The organism is Sphingomonas cannabina (genome assembly GCF_021391395.1).
Classification (GTDB): Bacteria; Pseudomonadota; Alphaproteobacteria; order Sphingomonadales; family Sphingomonadaceae; genus Sphingomonas; species Sphingomonas cannabina.
Window position 1 is genome coordinate 2704582 of record NZ_CP090059.1, and the last position, 22138, is coordinate 2726719.

General features: G+C 66.9%; 19 protein-coding genes. 9 read left to right on the plus strand and 10 right to left on the minus strand.

The window, feature by feature from the left end; translation table 11 throughout:
* Positions 1-18 precede the first annotated feature (18 nt).
* Together LZK98_RS12980 and LZK98_RS12985 are read right to left on the minus strand one after the other, a co-directional pair.
* A complete protein-coding gene (locus LZK98_RS12980; RefSeq protein WP_233782794.1) occupies positions 19-1347 on the minus strand; it encodes an ATP-binding protein in 1329 nt (442 codons plus the stop codon).
* Positions 1348-1363: 16 nt separating this feature from the next.
* On the minus strand, positions 1364-2641 hold the full coding sequence (locus LZK98_RS12985; protein WP_233782795.1) for a hypothetical protein: 1278 nt from the start codon (positions 2639-2641) through the stop codon (positions 1364-1366).
* A 384-nt stretch (positions 2642-3025) separates the two neighbouring features.
* Here LZK98_RS12985 and LZK98_RS12990 point away from each other — a divergent pair, with 384 nt between their 5' ends.
* Genes LZK98_RS12990 through LZK98_RS13005 form a run of 4 tightly spaced genes read left to right on the plus strand, consistent with a single transcriptional unit; the run spans position 3026 to position 6928 of the window.
* Positions 3026-4144, plus strand: a complete 1119-nt coding sequence (locus LZK98_RS12990; RefSeq protein ID WP_233782796.1) for a Gfo/Idh/MocA family protein — start codon at positions 3026-3028, stop codon at positions 4142-4144.
* 30 nt (positions 4145-4174) lie between these two features.
* The gene (locus LZK98_RS12995) at positions 4175-4663 is read left to right on the plus strand and encodes a glycosyltransferase (protein ID WP_233782797.1); all 489 of its coding nucleotides are present in this window, start codon (positions 4175-4177) and stop codon (positions 4661-4663) included.
* Between the two features lie 13 nt (positions 4664-4676).
* Complete coding sequence (locus tag LZK98_RS13000) at positions 4677-5552, plus strand: hypothetical protein (protein WP_233782798.1); 876 nt, start codon at positions 4677-4679, stop codon at positions 5550-5552.
* 38 nt (positions 5553-5590) lie between these two features.
* Positions 5591-6928 (plus strand): outer membrane beta-barrel protein, encoded by a 1338-nt coding sequence (locus LZK98_RS13005; protein WP_233782799.1) that lies wholly within the window; start codon positions 5591-5593, stop codon positions 6926-6928.
* On the opposite strand, the gene LZK98_RS13010 is transcribed toward LZK98_RS13005, so the two are convergent.
* From LZK98_RS13010 to LZK98_RS13035, 6 genes are all read right to left on the minus strand, one after another.
* Positions 6925-8412: an oligosaccharide flippase family protein gene (locus tag LZK98_RS13010; protein WP_233782800.1), complete on the minus strand. Its 1488-nt coding sequence runs from the start codon at positions 8410-8412 to the stop codon at positions 6925-6927. The genes LZK98_RS13005 and LZK98_RS13010 overlap by 4 nt on opposite strands.
* A gap of 161 nt (positions 8413-8573) precedes the next feature.
* The gene (locus LZK98_RS13015) at positions 8574-9569 is read right to left on the minus strand and encodes a hypothetical protein (RefSeq protein WP_233782801.1); all 996 of its coding nucleotides are present in this window, start codon (positions 9567-9569) and stop codon (positions 8574-8576) included.
* Positions 9569-9820, minus strand: a complete 252-nt coding sequence (locus LZK98_RS13020) for an acyl carrier protein (protein ID WP_233782802.1) — start codon at positions 9818-9820, stop codon at positions 9569-9571. The genes LZK98_RS13015 and LZK98_RS13020 overlap by 1 nt, the downstream gene beginning before the upstream one ends.
* A complete protein-coding gene (locus tag LZK98_RS13025; protein ID WP_233782803.1) occupies positions 9817-11730 on the minus strand; it encodes an HAD-IIIC family phosphatase in 1914 nt (637 codons plus the stop codon). The genes LZK98_RS13020 and LZK98_RS13025 overlap by 4 nt, the downstream gene beginning before the upstream one ends.
* Before the next feature lie 14 nt (positions 11731-11744).
* The gene (locus LZK98_RS13030; protein WP_233782804.1) at positions 11745-13358 is read right to left on the minus strand and encodes an MBOAT family O-acyltransferase; all 1614 of its coding nucleotides are present in this window, start codon (positions 13356-13358) and stop codon (positions 11745-11747) included.
* A 114-nt stretch (positions 13359-13472) separates the two neighbouring features.
* Entirely contained in the window at positions 13473-14198 is a 726-nt protein-coding gene (locus LZK98_RS13035) for a LuxR C-terminal-related transcriptional regulator (protein WP_233782805.1), read from the minus strand.
* Between the two features lie 537 nt (positions 14199-14735).
* Between LZK98_RS13035 and LZK98_RS13040 the strand changes: the two genes are divergently transcribed.
* The 5 genes from LZK98_RS13040 to LZK98_RS13060 are packed head-to-tail and all read left to right on the plus strand — an operon-like array spanning position 14736 to position 19657.
* On the plus strand, positions 14736-15824 hold the full coding sequence (locus LZK98_RS13040) for an NAD-dependent epimerase/dehydratase family protein (RefSeq protein WP_233782806.1): 1089 nt from the start codon (positions 14736-14738) through the stop codon (positions 15822-15824).
* Positions 15821-16636, plus strand: a complete 816-nt coding sequence (rfbF, locus tag LZK98_RS13045; RefSeq protein ID WP_233782807.1) for a glucose-1-phosphate cytidylyltransferase — start codon at positions 15821-15823, stop codon at positions 16634-16636. The genes LZK98_RS13040 and rfbF overlap by 4 nt, the downstream gene beginning before the upstream one ends.
* On the plus strand, positions 16633-17958 hold the full coding sequence (locus tag LZK98_RS13050; protein ID WP_233782808.1) for an NAD(P)H-dependent oxidoreductase: 1326 nt from the start codon (positions 16633-16635) through the stop codon (positions 17956-17958). Before rfbF ends, LZK98_RS13050 begins: the two co-directional genes overlap by 4 nt.
* Before the next feature lie 7 nt (positions 17959-17965).
* Positions 17966-18514: a dTDP-4-dehydrorhamnose 3,5-epimerase family protein gene (locus LZK98_RS13055; protein WP_233782809.1), complete on the plus strand. Its 549-nt coding sequence runs from the start codon at positions 17966-17968 to the stop codon at positions 18512-18514.
* 30 nt (positions 18515-18544) lie between these two features.
* Positions 18545-19657, plus strand: coding sequence for an NAD(P)/FAD-dependent oxidoreductase (locus LZK98_RS13060; protein WP_233782810.1), 1113 nt, complete (start codon positions 18545-18547; stop codon positions 19655-19657).
* A gap of 20 nt (positions 19658-19677) precedes the next feature.
* Here LZK98_RS13060 and LZK98_RS13065 read toward each other — a convergent pair whose 3' ends face one another.
* Positions 19678-20646 carry a glycosyltransferase family 2 protein gene (locus LZK98_RS13065; protein ID WP_233782811.1) on the minus strand — a complete coding sequence of 323 codons (969 nt, stop codon included), beginning with the start codon at positions 20644-20646 and terminating at the stop codon, positions 19678-19680.
* A 41-nt stretch (positions 20647-20687) separates the two neighbouring features.
* A complete protein-coding gene (locus LZK98_RS13070; RefSeq protein ID WP_233782812.1) occupies positions 20688-21884 on the minus strand; it encodes a class I SAM-dependent methyltransferase in 1197 nt (398 codons plus the stop codon).
* Positions 21885-22138: the final 254 nt, after the last annotated feature.

Below are 22138 nucleotides of genomic sequence, written 5' to 3' on the forward strand. Positions count from 1 at the left end.
CGACTCCCCTTCGTTGCGTCAGTTGCCCGCCTCGGAAACCGCCTTCAGCCGCGCGCCCTGATGCAGGGCGAGGATCGTCAGCAGAAACTGCGGCGCCGCGCCGTCACGGAAATAGGCCCGCTCGCTCCGCCCGGTGTCGCGGCGCAGCGCCGGGCCGAGCAGCCCCTCGATCTCTTCGTCCGCACTCAGGCTGTCGCGCATCGCCGCCTCCCGCGCCGCGCGCTGGATCCGCGTGCGCTTGTCGAGGTCGGCCGCCGCCAGCCGCTGGAACAGCTCGGCATCGCCCGGATTGAGCAGCGCCCATGTGTCGAACGCCCGCCGCATCGCGACGCGGGTGATGACCAGGTCGACCGCGGCACAATCGCGCCGCACCGCCTCCAATGCGGCGAGATAGCAGAACAGCTGCACATGGTAGGGCGAGCCGCAGGCGAGATCGGCGATCTCGCCCTGGCTCGCCTCGTCGAAGGTGACGCCGGCGCGCTGCGCGCCCGTGGTGATCAGCGCAAAGGTGTCGTCGCGCGAGATCCGGCCGATCGGGATCGGCACCAGATGCCGCCTGAGCGACGGATGGCAGAGGATCAGCTCCTCGACCGTCTGCGCGATGCCGACCAGCAGCATCTGCACCGGCAGCCGTGCATCCGACAGCAGCTTCATCAGCGTCGCGACCTGGCTGTTCACCTCGCCGTCCTCGACGCGGTCGAACTCGTCGAGGATCAGGATGATCTGGCAGTCCGGCGTCAGGCGGGAGAAGAGATCCACCACCATCCGCGGCCCGAAATCGCCGGCGAGCAGCGCATCGCGTTCGATGCGGAAACCGTGCTTCTCGACGAACGGGATGCAGGAATCGGGAATGAAGCCGAGATAGGGGCGGATCAGGTCGGCGAAGGAGGTCGATGCCTCGCACGCCGTGTAGATGACGACCGCGCCCTCCTGATCGGCATAGTCGCCGAACACCTGCGCGAGCGACGTCTTTCCCGACCCGCGCGACCCGTGGATGATCGCGTGCTGCCGCCCGACCAGCACCGCTTCGAACAGCGTCTCCAGCTTGTCGTCGCGGCCGTACAGATTCTGGCGCTGGCGGACCGGATGCGCGGCATCGAAGGCCGCGATGATCCGCGCAGCCGCGCTGACCGGTGCGAGCCGGGTATTGACCGCGGGACGTCCGCTGCCGAGCCCGGCGCCGGCGGCCGTCCGCTTTAGCGGTTCCGGGGCGATCGCGGCGACAGTCTGCACCGTGCGCTCCTCCGGCTTGCCGAGCAGCCATCTCAGCGCGCGGCGCCACAGGCTGTCGCGGCGGGTTTCGACAGGGGCGAGGGACATGGCGTCCGCTGTCTGCTCGGCGATCATCCGCGAGAATCCTTCTTCATCGAACTCTCCATGCTCCGGGACGAATGGGGCCGGCGATCGGCCGACGGCCGGCTGCGGCAGGGGCGTGCACGGGCCGCAACCGCCCGAGCGCGCGATCCGCGGCCATCCGGTCCCGCACCGCCGAAAGCGAGCGCATGAATCCGGCCAGCAGCCACATCGGCGCGGCGACCTTCATGCTGAAGATGGCATTCCCCGCCACCAGCAGGTTCATGAAGAAGAAGATGCCGATCCCCCATGCGCAGCGCCTCTGCGCATCGGATTCGAACGGCACGATCAGCGCGACATAGATCCACAGCGCGATCGCGCCGACGATCGAGCTCGAATAGAGCACATAGGAGTAGCCGCTGTCGGGAAACTGACCGGACTCGAAGACGCGCGCGCCCAGCGAAGCCGGCAGGTCCGTCAGCGACAGGAGATAGATCGTCTGGCCGAGCCGCCCTGCCAGGTCGTCCTCGTTCGACGGACCAAGGAAGGTTGCCACCACGATCGCCAGCCCCAGCATGACGAGCGGCAGCAGCAGCGTCGCATAGCGCGGGAGGCGTGGGTAGACGAAATAGCCGACGACGGAGAGCAGCGCGAAGCCCGACGACATGCGCGTGTTGTTGGAAAGGAGCGCCAGCACCACGAAGGTGACGCCGAGCCATTTCTCCAGCCGCCCCAGCGACCTCCACATCGCAACGAGGTAGATCAGGATCACGCCGGCGAAATTGGCGAGCGAGGTCTGCTCGATGAAGATCGAGGAGGTTCGCGGCGTCATGAACACGCCGAAACTGAACCGCCCCTCGAAGCCGAGCGCGTTGCCGAACAGGCCGGTGTCCTCATAGTCGAATTCGCCGAGACCGCGCGTGTTCTGGTAGTAGTTGAACGGCTGGAAGAACGTCGCATAGCCTTGGCGCGAGCTGAGCTCGAACAGCAGCCCCGCCAGCACGATGCCGATGGCGAGCGCGAACGCCAGGCGGATGCCGCGCTCGCTCGAACGAAGGCCCAGCATCGTGAACAGCACGATGATGGCGACGTTGCGCAGCGCCTCCACCACCAGCGCGCCGTTGATGAAGGAGAGGAACAGCGCGCCCATCAGGAACGCCACGCCGAGGATGACCGGTGGCTCGTCCCGCGGCGACAGGCCACGCGACAGGACGGCAGCGGCCGCGGTCGCGAGGATGATGAATTCGGCGGCTGCGACTTCGGTCATCGACAGCGTCCGCCCATGCGCATTCACGAAGGCGAGCACGGCATTGTAGGAGATCGCCCCGACCAGCAGGAAAGCGATCATCCAATCGTGCAATGTCCTTTGGAGCGGCTGGCTACCCACTTTTAGAGTTCCCCGAGCTCCTTGGTGTTATCATCCAAGTGTGTTGCGCACGCGGGCGACGAAAAAACGCCAGTCAGCCGTTGCCATCCTTGCTTATCATTGGTTTGGCCGAGCCAAACTTGCTTACGAGTATTAACCCCCATTAACTGTGGATAATACTTAGATACAATTTTCCGCCGTTTTGCTTTGTGCGAGACAATCCCTACCCGCGCCGCACCTGCCTCAAGGCAGGCGGCGGGGGACCATGGCGAGTGCGAGGGGGCGTTGGTCCGCCGGCTGCGCAATGCGCACCGGCGCGGGCATCGCCCTGCCCGCAACCTGGCCGGACACAAGGGGGTGACGCCAGTGAGCAGCGACAGAAAGATAGCCGTCGTCGGCCTGGGCAAGATGGGTATCTCGCACCTGGCAATCGCCAACGCGACGCCCGGCCTCAGGGTCGTCGCCGCCTGCGACAGCTCCACGCTGGTCGGCAGCATGGTCGAGAAATACTGCCGAATCCCGGTGCTCCCGAAATTCGATCAGCTGATCGAGCTTCCCGGTATCGACGGCCTGATCATCGCGGCACCGACGCGGCTCCATGCCGACATGATCCGGGCCGCCCTGGCGCGCGGACTCCACGTCTTCTGCGAGAAGCCGATGACCCTGTCGCACCGCGTCAGCAGCGATCTTGCCGAGGAGGCGGCGGTACGCGGGCTGGTCGGGCAGGTCGGCTATCACAACCGCTTCGTCGGGACGTTTCGCGAGGCCAGGCGGCTGATCGACGCCGGCGCGATCGGCCGCGTCCGTCACGTCCATGCCGAGGCCTATGGCCCGGTCGTCCTCAAGCCCGCCTCCAAGACGTGGCGGAGCAAGGCCGGCGAAGGCGGCGGCTGCCTCTATGACTATGCCGCGCATCCCATCAACCTGATGAACTGGTTCGTCGGACGCCCGGACGCCTGCTCGGGCGGACAGCTCACCCGCCAGTGGTCGACCGAGGTCGACGATGCGGTCTACGCCAATCTGAGCTTCGCGCAGGGCGTCACCGGCCAGGTGTCGGTGAACTGGTCCGACGAGACCGCGCGCAAGATGACGACGCGGATCACAGTGATGGGCGACGGCGGCAAGATCGTCGCGGACCGGCAGGAGCTGACGGTGTTCATCGGCGCGCGCGGCCAGCCGCCGGCCGGATACTTCCACGGCTGGAACGTCAAGTACATCACCGAGCTCACGCCCCACCCGGCCTTCTACCTTCGCGGCGAGGAATATTCCGCTCAGCTCGAGGCGTTCGCCATGGCGATGGCCTCGCCCGGTGCGGAGCAGATCAACGATTTCGCCAGCGCCGCCGATACCGATTTCACGCTGGAGCTGATCCGGCTCGCCGATAGACCGGAGGATAAGCCTGCTCCCGCCGCGGCGGTCAACGGCACCGCCACCGCCTTTCCACCGCGGCGAACCTTGCTCAGCCGCACGCTGGGGCTGCGCTGACCGGCGCGGCGGGACGCTGAAGGCAGTGCCATGATCTTCGCATCGGTAGGCTCGATGCTGCCGTTCGACCGTTTCGTGCGGGCGGTGGACGAGTGGGCGGCGGCGAACCCCGGCGTCCCGGTATTCCTCCAGATCGGCGACGGCGCCTATCGACCTCGCCATGCGGAGAGTGCACGCATCCTGCCGCATCAGGACTATGCCGCGCGGCTGGCGCAGTGCCGGCTGTTCGTCGCCCACGCCGGGATCGGGTCGATCGTGCAGGCGCTGGAGATCGGCAAGCAGATCCTGATGCTGCCGCGGCTGGCGAGGCTCGGCGAGCACACCACCGACCATCAGCTCCATACGATCGAGCGCTTCCGCGACACGCCCGGGCTGAGGGTCGCCGGCGATACCGACGCGCTGAAGGCGGAGATGAGCACGCTGCTCGCCGCCCCGCTCAGCGGCGGGGCCGCCCTGCCCCCTTATGCTCCGCCCGAAATGATCGCGAAGATCCGCGACTATCTGCGCGCACCGCGCTGAGGAGACGACGACGATGGACCGCATCCTGTTCGGCGACAACCAGTTCTTCGGCATCAACCATATGTCGGAGGAAAAGGCGCGGCAGCAGGCGATCGCCTTTCGCGACGTGAGCGCGATCGTCGATACCCTCCGGGCAGCGCACAAGGCCGGGATTGACGTGTTCATGTGCACGACGCACGATCGCGTCGCTGAAGTGGCGGACATCGTCCGCGCCAATCGGGGGGATTGGCAGGGCATGAAATTCTACCCGTGCATGCCGTACGCGCACAAATACGCGAACGCCGTCACCGAGCTCGGCTATGTCGACGCGCTCCGAAAGTTCATGCCGAGCGGCAACATGCTCGATGCGGCGATGCGCGGCGGCAAGGCGCTGCTGACCCGCGACGTCAGGAGTGCGGCGACGCTGCTGATCGACGCCGAGATGAAGCCGTTCGAGGGACTGGAGACGCCGATCGTCTTCCTCCAGAATGTCGTCACCGACCTGTTGCTCGGGCTCGGCTTCTTCGAGGCGTTCCGCATCTTCGCCGATCATGTCGAGCGCCGCTATGGGGCGGAGGCGGGCTTCATCACCATGAACCTGCCGGCACTGCTGCCCGCGCTGGAGTCGGTCGGCATCCGCAACCCGATCGTCTGCGCGAACGTCAACAAGATCGGCTTCCGCATGTCCGGCGGAATCCCTGCCTATCGCGATGCGCTCGCCAGCCGGCCCGCGCGCGTCATCGCCATGTCGGTACTCGCTTCCGGTGCAATTCCAGCTTCCGAAGCGATCGAGTGGGTCGTGAACGAACCTTATGTCCAGTCCATCCTGTTCGGTGCCTCCAGCGAGCGGAACATCCGCAACACGGTCGAGCTGATCCGGCGCTTCGATGGCGAAAGCGTAATGGCCTGAGCGCGGCCGTCGCGCCCTCCTCCAGCAGGAGCCTTCGCATGATCGCATCGTCCTCCCTGTTCCGCCCGTTGCCGAGATGGCTGCTGGCCTCGACCATTCTTTGCGGGACCTGCTCCCCTGCCTTCGCGCAGGAAGCCCAGCTGCCGCGCCTCGCGAACATCGAGACGGTGACCGTCGAGGACGGCGTCGATCTCGACGTGCGTGAACGCCACCGGCCGGAGCTCGACCCCGTCGGCCACGCCCTGGGCGCCTGGCGGATCTATCCGTCGGCAACATTGAGCGCCGGTTGGGACAGCAACCTGTTCGGCTCCGAGGATGATCGCGTCTCGGCCGGCTTCCTCCAGCTCGAGCCGGCGGTGGCGGCTGTGCTCAGTTCCTCGCAGCTCGACGTGACGCTGGACGCCAGCGGCCGGTTCGCCCGCTTCGCCGATCAGCCGCATGCGAAGGAGAATGCCTACCGCCTCGCCGGCTTCGCGCGCCGCGAGCTGTCGTCGCTGAGCTCGATCGAAGGCGGCGTCGACTTCGAGCAACTCGTCGAGCGGCGCGAGTCGAGCGAGTTTCCGGGAGGCCGCGTGGCGCCCTCGATCTTCCTGCGCACGCGTCTCTATACGACCTTCCGCTATCAGACGGGCAAGTTCGGCGGGCTGGCGACGGTGGACTATACGACGTTCAACTATCGCGACACCGACGCGCTGGCGGCGGACGGCACGGTGGTCGGCCGCATCGACCAGGACGTGCGCGACCAGCACACGCTCCGCGGCAGCCTGCGCGGCGAGTTCGAGGTGACGCCGGCGATCGGGTTGTTCGTCCAGGGCATCGGCTCGTCGATCGACTATCGCAAGGACGAGGTCGCGCCCGGAGTCCCCAATCCCGGCGGCTCCGAATACACGCTGCTCGGCGGCGTCGCATTTCGACCCAGCAGCCTGTTCGTGGGATCGATCGGCGCCGGCTATGTGTGGCGCAGCTATGATGCCGTCAGCCTCCGTTCGATCAACGGCTTCGCGCTCAACGCCGACGTCCGCTACTATCTGACGCCATTGGTGACGATCTCCGCCCAGGCCGCGCGCACGGTCGAGGAGGCGGTGCTGCAGAGCGCCCGCGGCTACGTCAGCGACAGCGCGAGCGTGCGCGCCGACTATGAGCTGCTGCGATCGCTGCTGATCAACGTGCGGGCGTCCTACCAGCACAACGACTTCCGCTCCTCGCCGCGGCTCGACCGCATCGTCGATGTCGGAGCGGGTGCCCGCTATCAGGCGAACCGCGCACTCGCGCTCGACGTGGATGCCAGCTACGTCAATCGCGACGTGAAGGGCGATCCGTTCGCCGCGAGCTTCGACGAGTTCCGCGTCCGCGCCGGGGTCCGCTACAGCTTCTAGGCGTCGCCGCCGCGGGCAAGCGCGATGTCCCCGCGGATCCTTTCGCGGCCGACCACTGCCGTGGCGATCTGGACGATCTGCCCGAACAGCCTCGGCGCGCAGATACGGAGCGCGACGGCGTAGATCACGATGCCGCCGACGACGGTCAATGCCAGGCCGGCAAGCGCAGGCAGCTCGTCCGAAAGCAGCCTGTGGATCGTCGACAACAGCACGATCATCACGACCGTGGCCGCCTGCGACGGCAACAGCGCCGCCAGCATCGTGCGCCACCCCAGCCCCACCTCGCGAAGCGCCAGTCCCAGGCGCAGCGGGAACAGCAGCATCGTGGTGCAGGAGAAAGCGGCGGCAAGCGCCACCGGTCCGAATGCGACCGCGACCAGGTAGACGCAGATGTTGGTGACCGCGAGCACCGCCGAGCACAGCGAATCGATATGCGCGCGCTGCGCCACCACCAGCACCGAGCTCGAGAATTGGCTGAGCGACAGGAAATAGCCGCTCGCCGCCAGCGCGGTCAGGATCGGCGCGGAGGCGTGCCAGCTCGGCCCCAGCATCACCCGGATCAGCTCGGGCGCGACGATCGCCAGGCCGGCGAAGGCCGGGGCGCACAACGCACTCGTCAGCATCATGCCGCTGCGGAACGCCAGCCGGCGCTGGTCGTCGGTCTCGAGATTGGCGAGCGCGGGCAAGGTCAGCGTCGACACGCTGTTCACCAGCATCAGGTTGGCGGCGAGCATGATCCGCTTCGCCGCGTTGTAGAGACCGGTGACGGCAGGACCGAAATAGCCGCTGACGAAGATCAGGTCGGAATCGTTCGCGATCGCCGTCCACAGCGCCCCGAGCGAGACGTGCCGCGCGCGCCGCAGTATCTCGCGCACCCGCGTCCATGACCGCACCAGCCGCGGCCGCCAGCCCGCGCTGATCCAGAGCGTCACGACGTTGACCACGGCGATGGTGAACTGCTGCCCCACCAGGCTCCACAGGTCATAGCCGTTCACCGCCATCGACAGCCCGACCACGCCGCCGAAGACCACCGACAGCGTCGAACGGACGGCGAGCGCACGGAACTCCATGCGCCGGGCGAGCCACGCCGCGGGCGTTCCCGACAGGCCGTAGCCGAGCAGCAGAAACGCGATCATCCGAAGCGCCGCCCCCGCCTCGGGCGAGCCGATCAGGTCGGCGACGGGCTGGGCGAGCAGGACCATCGCAGCCGTCGTCACCGATCCGGTGACCGCGACGATGGTGAAGCAGACGTCGTAGTCCTCATCCCTGACATCGGGGTTGGAATAGACCGCGATCGTGACCGAATCGATCAGCAGGCGCCGCACGAACTCGACGACGGTGATGCTGACCGCGATCAGGCCGAAGCTGCTCTGCGAGACGTAGCGGGCGATGAACAGGAAGACGAGCAGCGACAGCCCCTGCCCCGCTCCCTGGCCCAGCACGATCCACAGCGCGTTGCGGCCGAGCTGCCTCTGTGCGCTCACCGGGCCGTCCGTCCCGGGACGCAACGCGTCCGGCTGGGGCCGGGAAAGACGTGAGGCATGATCATGGCGCTTCCCCGAACGGATCGTGCGCCCCTGTATCACCGGCACGCGGGGCTCCGGCCGGTGCGTTCGGCTTACCCCCGATGGACCCTGGGCGCGGGTCAGGTGGCGCTCGCGGGATGCAGATGGGAAGATGCATCCGTTTCGCGCAGCAGGGCGCGGGTGAACGGCCCGGTGCTCGACCAGCGCAGGTGCATCGCATCGAAATAGGCGGTCGACGGCAGCCGGATCAGAGAGACATGCAACCCCCCGCGCGTGCCGGCCAGGGCAGCGCGCGCGTCGTGCTCGAGTGCCCTCAGCGTGGGTTCGCCATAGCGACGGCTCCATTCCGACTGCATCGGCATCAGCACGACGTCGAAGGCGATGTTACGCTTCTCCAACGCTCGCGCCATCCCGCGCAGCGACGCGAAGCAGGCGGCGTCGAGCTTGCGCACGTCGCCGTAATGGAGGCCGCGCGAGACCGGCGGCTCCGCCGGCCCGTCGCCCCACCGGTTCTGCACCAGCGTGCTGGTCGACGCCGCGCTGGCGCGGTCCTCACGAATGCCGCGCGCATTGTTCGCCAGCGTCAGCGGATCGAAATAGCGGGCGTAGAACCAGGCGGGCGAGGCATGGCCGAACACGAAACGATCCGCCTCACCGGTGTCGAAACGCGAGGCCTCGCCAAACCCGCACGCTTCGAAATCGAACGGCGAGGCGATCAGCACGATATGGCGCACGCTCGGCAGGCGCTGCGTCAGCCAGGCGGTGATCCGCGCGCTCTGGCTGATCTGGGCGCCGCAGAAGCCGGCATTGTACGGGCGTATCGCCGGATCGGTCGCGATCGCCACCGGGCTGTTGAAATGGCGCCAGGCGACCGATGATCCGACAATCAGCAGATTGGGCTCCTGCGGCGGGTGGGCGCGCATGCCGTTGAGCTTCTCGTCGATGCACAGGCTGTTCGCGATCTGCGGCGGCGGCAACCTGTCGGCGGCCCGCAGCCCCACCAGCGCACCCACCAGCGACAGGACGGTAAGGATGGCACCGAACGCGAAGCCGGCGAGATAGCGCTGCATCCGCGCGGTTTCCCGCGGGGCGTCGGCGGGCGCGTGGCTGGCCATCACCCCCGCCTCGCCAGCTTGTCGCCGATCAGCGTGGCGAACTCGCCGACGTTCTTGAGCGATTCGAACTCGGCGGTGGTGAAGCGGATGCCGAACCGCTGCTCGGTCGCGACGATCAGCAGGACGTGCGCCTGGCTGTCCCAGCCGGGCACGTCCTGCGCGGTGGTGGTCGAGCCGATCTGGAGATCATCGTCCTCGAAGACGTCGCGCATGACCTCGGTCAGACCGGCGTAGATGTCCTGCTGCGTCATGCGCGGATCTCCAGTTTCATGTGATGGGCCGGCGGCGCGGCATCGGCGAGCGGCAAGTGCCAGAAGCGTGCGGCACCGTTGCACGTCTCGGGCGGTTCCACCGGAACGAAGCCGAGCCGCTCATAATGTTCCTCGACCATCGCGTTGCGGCCGGACGGCCGGTACTCGCCGACCAGCCGGATCGCGCCCGACCTGCGCGCCGCATCGGCGAGCACCTGCAGCGCCGCCGCCTCGACCCCGCGGCCGAGCACGCGGCAGCTCATCAGCCAGGTATCGATCAGCAGCGAGCCCTCGCCCCATTGCGGGTCCGGCCGCGCGAGGATCACGCTGATCAGGCCGTTGTCGCCGAACCGGTCGCGCAGCCGGAAGCACAGGCCGACGTTCGCCGGATCGCCGAGCAGGGCCGCCAGTTCCTGCTCGCCGCGGCGCACGGTGGTCAGGTTGAACTGGTTGCTCTTGTTGATGAGCTGCGCCGCACGCGGCCGGTCCACCGGTGAGATCGGCCCGACCGTCAGCGTCATGTCGAGGCTCTCCAGGAACCCGTCCATGTCGGTCGACGCCTCGACCGCAGCGGCGCGTTCGGCATTGGCGGCATAGTTTTGCCCGCGAGCGAAATCGTCGTGGGTCACGGCGACCGCCTCGAAATAGCCGGCGGCGGCCAGCCGCTCGGGATAATAGGCGACGTCGTCGGGAAGCTCCGGCACCGCCACCTGCGGCAGCTCGCGGCGGATGATCGCCCGCTCGGCGGGGTTGTCGTCGACGAACACCAGGCTGTCGAGGCCGATGTTCAGCCGCCGGGCGATCTCGCGCAGGTTGGTGGCCTTGTCCTGCCAGTTGGCGACGAAGCAGGCGACGTGGCTTTGCCGGAGGTGCATCTCCGGATGCTGCTCGAACATCGCCGCGGCAACCGCATGATCGTTCTTGCTGCACACGGCGATGATCACGCCGCGCTCGGCGAGGCGGACGACCTGGTGCTGGAAGGCGAGATACGCCTCCCCTTCCGCGCTGCCCTGCCCCAGCTTGACGCCGTCGATGCCGTCGTCGCCGATCACGCCGCCCCACAGGGTGTTGTCGAGGTCCAGCACCAGGCACTTGCGCGATCGGCCGCCCGCAGCGGCGAGCACGCGCGCGACGAGATCGCCGTAGAGCGGCGCGAATATGGGATTGATGAGCTGCTTGGCCTGATGCCAACGGACCGGGTCGTAGCGGCGGTCGTCGCCGATCGCCTCGGGCAGCTGGTCCGCGATGTCGACGACGGGCACGCCGTCCTCCACCGCCGCCTCGCGCAGGGCCTGGTCGAGCCGGCGGCACAGGCTGGCGGGCGACGCCGGCAGCAACAGCTCGTTGGAGCCGATCACCGGCGGCGCCTGGCCGATCAGCGTCTGGTGCACCGGCTGTGCCCCGAAGCGATTGCGCGCCTGCCGCCAGAGCTGCCGCACGTCCGCCGCCGTCGCCCGCACGAGCTCATCCGCCTCGCTTTCGTCGGTGCTGAGAGGCAAGGCGGGCAGCAGCGCCGCGGTATCGAGCGCCAGCAGGACGAGCTGCGGATCGAAACGTTCCAGCGCGGCGTCTCCGGTCAACAGAGTCTGCCGGAACTGGGCATAGCCGTCGACATGCACCGATGCGGCGATGCCATGGGACAGACCGGCCACGCGGATGGCGGGAACGAGATGATCGACGCTGTGCGACGCCAGGATCGCGAGGCGAAGCGGCGTCAGTCCGCCATCGCCGAGCTCGGCGAGGCACCCTTCCGCCAGCCGGTCGATCCGCTGCGTCGCTACCGTGTCCCGATCATGACCGGCCAGCCCGATCGCAGCATGAAGCCGCGCGAGCGGATCGGCGATGCCGCGAGCCGCCTTGATCGCGCCGGAGAGATCGGGGTCTTGCGGGAGCCAGGGGAGCATCTGCATCGGCGCCACCCCCATCAGAACTGGAAGTAGAGGAACTCTGTCGGCGCGGCCGACAGGGCATAGAGCAAGGTCACGGCGCACACCGCCCCCATCACCACCCCCAGCGCAGCCGAGGGACGCCAGTGCAATGCCGGCAGCCACCGCCCAAACCAACTCGCCCGCGCCTGGAAGTCCAGCGCCGTGGGATAGTCGCGCAGCCATTGATAGGCGTTGGGCAGGGTCCACACGACCGCGAGGAAGACGGCGATCCTGAGCGGATAGCTGAGCTCGAAATTCTCGAGCGAGGCGAAGTGCAGGCCGAGCAGCTGCGCGAAGACTTCCGCTCCCGGCACGCCGGCGAGCGGACGCGGCAGGGTGATGCCGTTGAGGCCCGCCATGCCGGCGAGCAGGTCGAGCGCAGCGCCGACGCTCGGCGCGCGGAAGAACACCAGCGCCACGACCACACACAGGAAAGTGAGCAACACCGATGTCGCGACCGCCAGCGGCCCGCCGGCATCGAGCGGGCGGCCCCGGTGGACCTTCCACGCGCGCCAGCCATGCGCGACGACCAGGTAGAGGCCGTGCAGCAGACCGAAGATCACGAACTGCCAGCCGGCGCCGTGCCAGACGCCGGAGACGAACATGGTGAACACCGTCGGCAGCGCGACGAGCGCGACGAAGGTGCCCGGCGTCATCCGCCCGCGTCTCGGCAGCGGCAGTCCCTTCGCCGCGCGCCGGCGGGTGAGGGTCACGACGATGGGGTTATAGACATAGGCGGTCAGGAACCGCGTCAGGGTCATGTGCCAGCGCGACCAATATTCGATCACGTTGCGCGCCTTGTACGGGCTGTTGAAGTTGGGCGGCAGCGCGATGCCGAACAGCAGCCCCAGGCCGACCGCCATGTCGGTGTAGCCGGAGAAGTCGAAATAGATCTGGAGGGCGTAGGACAGCGCCGCCGTCCAGGCGTGGACGAGTTGCACGCCGCCGGTCTCGGCGGAGAAGGTGAAGATCGGCGATGCGATCGCGCCGAACGGGTCGGCGACCATCACCTTCTTGAACAGCCCGATCAGGAACAGCGTGACGCCGATGCCGATCAGGTCCCAGCGCGGGCGGAACCGCTCGGGGCTGCCGAACTGCGACAGCATCTCGCGATGGTGCGTGATCGGCCCGGCGATCAGGTGCGGGAAGAAGGTGATGAACAGGCAATAGTTGAGCGGATCGCGCTCGCTCACCTTCCCGCCGAATGCGTCGACCAGGTAGGCGATCTGCTGGAAGGTGAAGAAGGAGATCGCCAGCGGCAGGATGACGTGCGGAATATGCCAGTCGAGGCTGAGCGCCCCGCTCAGCGTCGTCATGAAGAACACTGTGTATTTGAAATAGCCGAGCAGCGCCACGTTGAAGAGGATGCCGCCGGCGAGGATCCACTTGTCCGGCCGGCGGATCAGCACGCCGCCGAGCATGTAATTCACCGCGATGCTGAGCAGCAGCAGCGGCAGGTTGGCCGGCCGCCACCAGCTGTAGAAGGCGAGCGAGGCGAGCGTCAGCCACAGCGCCGCCAGCCGCCGCTGCCGGAATTTTGCCAGCACCAGGAAGCCGACGAAGACGATCGGCAGGAATACGAGCAGGAACTCGTCCGAATTGAACAGCACCTACCGTCCCCCAAAGGGAAGCCGGCCACTTCATCCGGGCTTCCTGGCTGGTACGTTCCGATCGACGCCGGCGCGCGTCCTTTGCTGGCTGGTGCGGCGGCCTGGGACGCGGTGTCAGACCGCCGCCACCTCGCCATATTTGAACGGCGGACGCTTGATGGCGCCGGTTATCCTGCGCAGCGCCGTGTCCGGCCACTTCTCCCCCACCGCCCAGATCGCGGCCTGCGTTCGGTTCTGTACGCCGACCTTGCGCAGGATCGCCTTCACATGGACCTTCACGGTCGCTTCGCTGATGCTCAGCTGGCGTGAGATGACCTTGTTCGGCTGGCCTGCGATCAGGCACTGCAGAATCTCGACCTCTCGGCTGGAAAGCCCCGCGCCTTCGATCGACTGGCTCGTATGCATCGGTGCCGAGGCGGAGGCGATGTCCGGAAGCACCTCGGCCAGCGAGGAGGGCATCACCTTCTCCCCCATCGCCACCAGACGCAACGAGGCGATCAGCGGCTCGACCGAGATGTTCTTGACGATATAGGCCTGCGCTCCCGCGCGGAACGAGGCCGCCATTGTCTCAAAATCGAACTCGTCGGCGAGCAGCACCAGCTTCGCGGCGGGGAACTCCCGTCGCAGCTTCTCGACGAACTCGGCGCCATGCGTGTCGATGAAGTTTTCCACCAGGATGAGGTGGGTGTCGCTCTCGGTCGCCTGGCGCGAACTTTCCAACTGCGCTGGATCATCCGCGGTTTCGACGACCTTGAAATCATGCTCGGCAAGGATGCGTACCATGCCTTCACGCGTGATTGGATTACGGCCCAACAGTGCAACGGTTACGGGCGATTTCATCATCGGTCTCCCCAGTCCGATTAGCAGCCCTCAGAAACATCCTCTTCAGTGCTGCCCTTTTATCGACGAACCGATTTTCCGGTAACCAAGATTACCTATCAACTTCCCCCTTGATTCCGCAAAGGCGACTCTGTGGTAACCCAATGTGATAGCTTAAGTCCCCCGGTACACAAGATTGTCACATACTAGTCTGATCGGCTCTAACATGGATCAAATTTTTCTCCTAGTTCTTTAACCCTATTACGTGGGCGATAACTTGCTTTTGCCCTGCAGTCATTCGCTAGCCTGCGCATCGTTCGCCCGAGAGCGATGAGGCCAAGAGCGGGCTCGACATCATCCACCCGCATGATCGGGCAAGTCCCTTTTCGGGACACAGATCCGACTACAATCCAGGATGGGTTGCGGTTGGCGCCCGGCCTGATCGCGCTGCCTACGAAGTATGATGACCCAAAGAAAGCACGACAGAACGCCGCCAATTGTGGGAGTTCGGGACAAGGAAATCCGGTCGCACTTGCATTTGCAGGAAAGGGGGCGCCGATGAAGATCCTCGTCACGGGAAACATGGGATATGTCGGACCTGCCGTCGTCCGCCGCCTGCGCGCGCGATATCCGGACGCCGTCATCCACGGATACGACAGCGGCTTCTTCGCGCACTGCCTGACGACGCAGGAGGGCATGCCCGAGCGGCGCCTCGACTGTCAGATCTTCGACGACGTGCGGAACGTGCGGCGAAGCGACCTCGACGGTTATGACGCGGTGATCCTGCTCGCCGCGATTTCCAACGACCCGATGGGCGAACGCTTCAGCGCCGTGACGCGCGCCGTCAACCAGGACGCCGCCGTGTCGATCGCCCGGGCCGCGAGCGCCGCAGGCGTCCGCAACCTCGTCTTCGCGTCGAGCTGCAGCGTCTATGGCGTCGCCGACGGGCCGCCGCGCCGCGAGGAGGATCCGGTCGATCCCCGCACCGCCTATGCCGCGTCCAAGGTCGGCACCGAGCAGGCGCTCAGCGCACTCGACGGCGACATGACGATCACCTGCCTGCGCTTCGCCACCGCCTGCGGCATGTCCGACCGGCTGCGCCTCGACCTGGTCCTCAACGACTTCGTCGCCTCCGCGCTCAGCAAGGGCCGGATCGAGATCCTTTCGGACGGCACGCCCTGGCGCCCGATGATCGACACCGCGGACATGGCCCGCGCCATCGATTGGGCGGCGACGCGGCCGGCTGAGAACGGCGGGCGCTATCTGATCGTCAACGTCGGCGCGAACGAAGCCAATTACCGTGTCCGCGACCTTGCGGAAGCGGTGGCGGCGGCGGTGCCGGGCTGCACCGTGTCGCTGAACCGGGAGGCGCCGGTCGACTCGCGGTCCTATCGCGTCGACTTCAGCCGCTACGCCGAGCTGGCGCCGGATCACCTGCCACAGGTCAGCCTGGCGACGTCGGTCCAGGAGCTGATCGCCGGCCTCTCCAACCTCGGCTTCGCCGATCGCGACTTCCGCAGCTCAGGACTGATCCGGCTTCAGACGCTGAAGCAGCTGATCGCCGAGGGCCAGCTGTCCGAGGACCTGACATGGACGAGAGGGGCACCGCGAAGCATCGCGATCCGGCGCGAGGAGGTCGAGGCATGAAAGCAGTTCTGCTCGCAGGCGGTTTCGGCACGCGCCTCAGCGAAGAGACGACCGTCACGCCGAAGCCGATGGTCGAGGTCGGCGGGCGTCCGCTGCTCTGGCACATCATGAAGATCTATGCCCATTACGGCATCCGCGAGTTCGTGATCCTCGGCGGTTACAAGGTCGAGTATATCCGCTCCTATTTCCTGAACTACATGGCACGGACCTGCGACCTGTCGATCAACCTCAGATCCGGCGCGGTCGAATGGCTCGATTGCAGCACCGAGGACTGGCAGGTCACCATCCTCGATACCGGGCTCAACACGATGACGGGGGGGCGCCTGCGCCGGGCACGGCACCTGCTCGACGGCACCTTCTGCCTGACCTACGGCGACGGCGTCAGCAACGTCGACATCCCGGCGCTGATCGCCAGGCACCGCGCGTCAAAGGCGGTGTGCACTCTCACCGCCGTCTCCCAGCCCGGCCGCTACGGCGCGCTGCGGCTCGCGGACAACGGCGCCACCGTCCAGGGCTTTCGCGAGAAGGGGGCGAGCGACGGCGGCATGATCAATGGCGGCTTCTTCGTGTGCGAGCCCGAGGTGGTCGACTTCATCGACGAGGACGGCACCGTCTTCGAAGGCGCGCCGATGGACCGCATGATCGCGCAGGGCAGGCTCGGTTCGCACGTCCACACCGGCTTCTGGCAGAGCATGGATACGCTGCGCGACAAATACCTGCTGGAGGAGCTCTGGCAGAGCGGCACGCCGCCGTGGAAAGTGTGGTCCGACGAACCCGAATCCAACATCGCATTGTGGAGGCGGTCGGCATGATCATCATCGACCAGGCGCTCGCGAGACGCGAGGCCGAAGGGAAGCCGATCCGCGTCGGGCTGGTCGGCACCGGCTTCATGGGCGCGGGCATCGTCCGGCAGATCGTCACGGCGACGAAGGGCATGCGGATCGTGGCGGTCGCCAACCGCCACATCGCCACCGCGATCCAGGCGGTGCAGGATGTCGGCATCGAGCCTTTGCTGTGCGACAGCGCGCAGGCGATCAGCCGCGTGATCTCGTCCGGCTATGTCGCCGTCACCCGCGACGGCGAGGCGCTGGCGAGCGCCGACGGCATCGACGTCGTGGTCGAGGTGACCGGGTCGATCGACTATGCCGCGGGCGTGGTGCTGGCGGCGATCTCGGCCGGCAAGCACGTCGTCCAGATGAACGCCGAGCTCGACGGCACCGTCGGTCCGATCCTCTATGCCAAGGCGCGCTCGGCCGGCGTCACCTACACCTTCAGCGACGGCGACCAGCCGGGCGTGCAGATGAACCTGCTGCGCTTCGTCCAGGGAATCGGCGTCACGCCGGTGATGTGCGGCAACATCAAGGGACTGCACGATCCCCACCGCACTCCGGAAACCCAGCGCGCCTTCGCCGAGAAATGGGGACAGAAGCCGGTGATGGTCTCGTCCTTCGCCGACGGGTGCAAGATTTCCTACGAACAGGCGATCGTCGCCAACGGCACCGGCTTTCGCGTCGCCCAGCGCGGCATGGTCGGCCTGGACTTCTCGGGCGGCGATCCGACCGCGCCGCTGTTCCCGCTCGACGAGGCATTGCCGCAGCTCGTCGAGATCATCGAGGAGCATGGCGAGGGGCTGGTCGACTATGTCGTCGGCTGCCGCCCGGCGCCCGGCGTGTTCGTGATCGGCCGGCACGACGATCCGCGCCAGCGCCATTTCCTCAATCTCTACAAGCTGGGGCCAGGGCCTTATTATTGTTTCCAGACGCCCTATCATCTCTGCCATTTCGAGGTGCCGAACTCGATCGCCCGCGTCTGCCTGTTCGGGGATTCGGTGCTGGCGCCGACCGCGGGCCCGCGCGTCGGCGTCGTCGCGGCGGCGAAGAAGGATCTTCGCCCCGGCGACACGATCACCGAGTTCGGCGGCTTCGAAGCCTATGGCGTCGCCGAGAATTACGACGTGATCGAGCGCGACCGGCTGCTGCCGATGGGCATCGCGCTGGATGCCACGTTGATCCGGCCGGTGCCGAAGGACCATGTCCTCACCTACGCCGACGTCTCGCTGCCCAAGGATCGCCTGATCGACAATCTCTACGCGCAGCAGTCTCGCCGCTTCGGGCACAACACATTGGCGGCGTGACGGCACCATGTTTTTCGCGCCGACATCGCTGGCGGATGCCTATCTGATCCGGCCCGACCGGCGGGTGGACGATCGCGGCTATTTCGCGCGCACCATGTGCTACGACGAGTTCGCTGAGCGCGGGCTCGTCAGCGACTTCGTGCAGCAGAGCCTGTCGGTGACCGCCAAGGCGGGAACGGTCCGCGGCCTGCATTTCCAATACCCGCCCTATGGCGAGGCCAAGCTGGTCCGCTGCGTCCGCGGCGCGATCCAGGACATCATCCTCGACCTGCGCCAGGATTCCCCTACCTATCTGCGATCGGAGGGATTCAGGCTGGATGCGGAGAACGGACACCAGCTCTACGTGCCGCCGGGCTTCGCCCACAGCTTCCAGACGCTGGTCGACGATGTCGAGGTCACCTATCTCATCTCGGCGCCTTACACGCCCGACGCGCAGGGCGGGCTGCGCTACGACGATCCCGAGCTCGGGATCGAGTGGCCGCTGCCGGTGGCGGCCATCTCGCCGCGGGACCTCGCATGGCCGCTGATCCACCCGCACGCGCCGCCCGCCCTGTGATCCTGCCGTTCCTGCGGAGGCCGGGACGTCGTGGCTGACATCGACGTCCTCGTCGTCGGCGCCGGCGTGATCGGCCTCGCGATCGCGCGAAGGCTCGCCTCGGCCGGCCTCAGCACGATCGTCGCCGAGCGCGAGTCGAGCTTCGGCACCGTGACCAGCTCACGCAACAGCGAGGTGATCCACGCCGGCCTCTACTATGACGGCACGCCGCTGAAGGCGGAGCTGTGCGTCGCCGGCCGCGGCCTGCTCTACCGCTATGCCGAGCAGCGCCACGTCCCGCACCGGCGGATCGGCAAGCTGATCGTCGCCTTCGAACCCCGGGAGGAAATCGCGCTTGAGCGGATCGCGGCGAGCGCGCGCAACGCCGGCGTCACCGATCTCAAATGGCTGTCCGCTGCCGAGGTCCGGGCGCTGGAGCCCGCGCTGCACTGCTCGAGCGCCCTGCTCTCCCCCTCGACCGGGATCATCGACAGCCATGCCTATATGCTGACGCTGCTCGCCGATGCCGAGACGGCCGGCGCGGCGCTCGTACCGCATACGCGCGTGGATCGGCTGACGCGCACGCCGGCGGGAAACTGGGCGATTCACATCGAGGGCGAGCCACGGCCGGTGCTGTCGGCGCGCCGCGTGGTCAACGCCGCGGGCCACGGCGCGCGGGCGCTTGCGCTGAACACCGAGGGACTCGACGCGAATCGGGTGCCGGACGTCCATTATGCCCGGGGCAATTATTTCACCTACCAGGGCAAAGTGCCGTTCACCCGGCTGATCTATCCCGTTCCCGTTCCGGGCGGGCTGGGTACCCATCTGACGCTCGACCTTGCCGGTGCGGCACGCTTCGGGCCGGATGTCGAGTGGATCGACGAGATCGATCACAGCGTCGATCCCGGCCGGGCCCATCAGTTCGCGGCTGCAGCGCGGCGCATCTGGCCGGCACTGGACCCGGAGCGGCTCGCGCCAGGCTATTGCGGCATCCGCCCCAAGCTCAGCCGTGCCGGCGAGCCGGCCGCCGATTTCGCGATCCGCGGACCCGCCGATCACGGCGCGCCCGATCTCGTCACCCTCTTCGGGATCGAGTCGCCCGGCCTCACCGCATCGCTTGCCATAGCGGAACTGGTCGCGCGCAAGCTGGACCTGGCAGGCTGAGGCGGACGCCCTGCCCGCGTTCAAGCTGCTTGACTGGACGGCGCCGCGACCCTGTCCTGGGTGACGGCAGGACGATCCAGCTTGTCATCAAGCATCTCGATCTTCGGCCGATAGACAAAGCCGGAAACGGTACCTCGGGCAACGATCGCTGCCCTGCGCCAGCGTCCGCGCACGGTCAGCACGGCGAAGGTCTTGGCCTGACGCCACAGGTGTAGCGCGATCAATATCGGGCGGTCATATTTGAGCAGCGAGTAGGTCGTGTTGCGGTGTAGATAATAGTGATAGCCGAGCCGCCGCCGGTCCTTCTCCGTGCGGATATCGAGCGCGCCTTCGAGCTTGCGCGCGTGGAGCACCCGACTGGTCCCGACCGCATAGCCCGGGCCGTCCTGCGTCACACGCAAGGTGAACTCGCGGTCCTCGCCGAAGATGAACATCGACGCGATCGGCAGGCCATGGCGGCCGAGCGTGGCTCGCGGCAGCAGGATGGAGGCGAAAGTCGCGGCCAGGGTCGGCACGATCGTCTCTTCCAGCAGCTCACCCCAGTTCGGGAAGCCGAGCGCGTTGCGCGTCCGGTCGATATCCGGCACCTCGGTCAGCAACCCGCTGGTGGAGCGGGCCATCGACACCAGATAGGGCGGGTCGATGCCGCGCAGCGTCAGCTTGGCATGGGCGTCGAGCAGTCGCTCCAGCGCCTCCGGCTCGGGGATGACGTCGTCGTCCATCACCCAGATGAAATCGCTGCCGCCCTCATAGGCGAGCCGCATCCCCAGGTTGAAGCCGCCCGCCGCGCCCAGGTTGGTAGTCAGCGAATGCGTCTGCACCCGCCCCGCCCAGACGCCGGCCAGCATCTCGCGAGTGCCGTCGCTGCTGGCGTTGTCGATCACCAGGATCCGCTCGCAAGGCCGCGTCTGCGCCGAGAGCGCGAGCAGGCAGCGCGTCAACATCTCCTTGCGATTATAGGTCAGGACGACCGCGCAGACTGCGCCCATATTGCCCCCATTTCCGACACCGCTGCCCCGTTTAGCGGTGTTCAGACGACACTCGGCCAGGGAATCGCCGTGATGAACCGGAGGCCCCAGCCCGACGTTCCGGCCATCTGCTGCATGATCTCGTCCTTCAGGTTCCACGGAAGGATCACGAGGTAATCGGGCTTGGCGGCGGCGATCATCTCCGGGGCGACGATCGGGATGCGCACGCCGGGGATCGACTTGCCCTGCTTCGACGCTGCGCGGTCGACGGTGAACTCGATCACGCTGCGATCGACCCCGCAATAGTTGAGCAGCGTCGTCCCCTTGGCCGGGGCGCCATAGGCGGCGATCCGCTTGCCGTCGGCCTTGAGGTCGAGGAGCAGGCTGCGGAACGCCAGCCTCAGCCGGTCCACATTCTCGGCGAAGCCGTGATAGATCTCGTCGCGATCGAGGCCGTACTCGATCTCCTCGGCCAGCACCCGTGCCACCGCCGGTCCGGTCGGGTGCCCCGCTTCCTGGCGACAGACGAAGTAGCGCAGCGATCCGCCGTGCGTCGGCAATTCCTCGACGTCGAACACGCGCAGCCCCGCGGCTTCGAACACGCGCTTGGCGGCGAGCAGCGAGTAATAGGAGAAATGCTCGTGGTAGATGGTATCGAACTGGTTGCGCTGCATCAGCCGGAGCAGGTGCTGCACCTCGACCGTCGCCACCCCCTCCGGCTTGAGCAGGGTGCGGATGCCGGCGGCGAAGTCGTTCACGTCGGGCACGTGGGCGAAGACGTTGTTCGCGGTGACGAGGTCGGCCTGCCAGCCCTCGGCGACCAACCCATCCGCATAGGCGCGGCCGAAGAAGTCGACGCGCGTCGGAATGCCCTTCGCGATCGCGGCATCGGCGACCGAGCGGCACGGCTCGATCCCCAACGTATCGAGCTGCCGCTGCATCGAGAACTGCAGCAGATAGCCGTCGTTGCTCGCGATCTCGACGTGCCTGGCGCCGGGAGCCAGCCCAAAGCGCTCGATCATGCGATCGACATAACGCTCGGCGTGATCGAGCCAGCTCGTCGACGCCGATGAGAAATAGGCATAGTCGTTGCGGAACAGATCGTCGGCGGCCTTCAAGTCGACGGTCTGGGCAAGGCGGCAGTCGCCGCACACCATCACCTTGAGGGCAACCTTCGGGTCATCCTCGACCGCAACCGCCATTTCGACGAAGTCATTCGCGACCGGAATATCCCCCAGGTCGGCGAGAACGAGCTCCATTTGCTTGCCGCAGTGGCGACAAAAGGCGCGATCATCTGCTGCCATCACCCCACCCTTCTAGGATCGCGGTACGTCGATCCGGCCGGATATTGTCGGCGACCCTGATCGATCGCTCCGGCCCGTTCAACTATTCTTCCGTGGTAACTCGCGCGCCCTCCCGGCGGTCGACCCGAGATGTTACAGACCAATTTCTAGACCAAATATTGAAATTGGCATACACACCACCTTGCCTATGCCGCACGTCACTGTTAGGC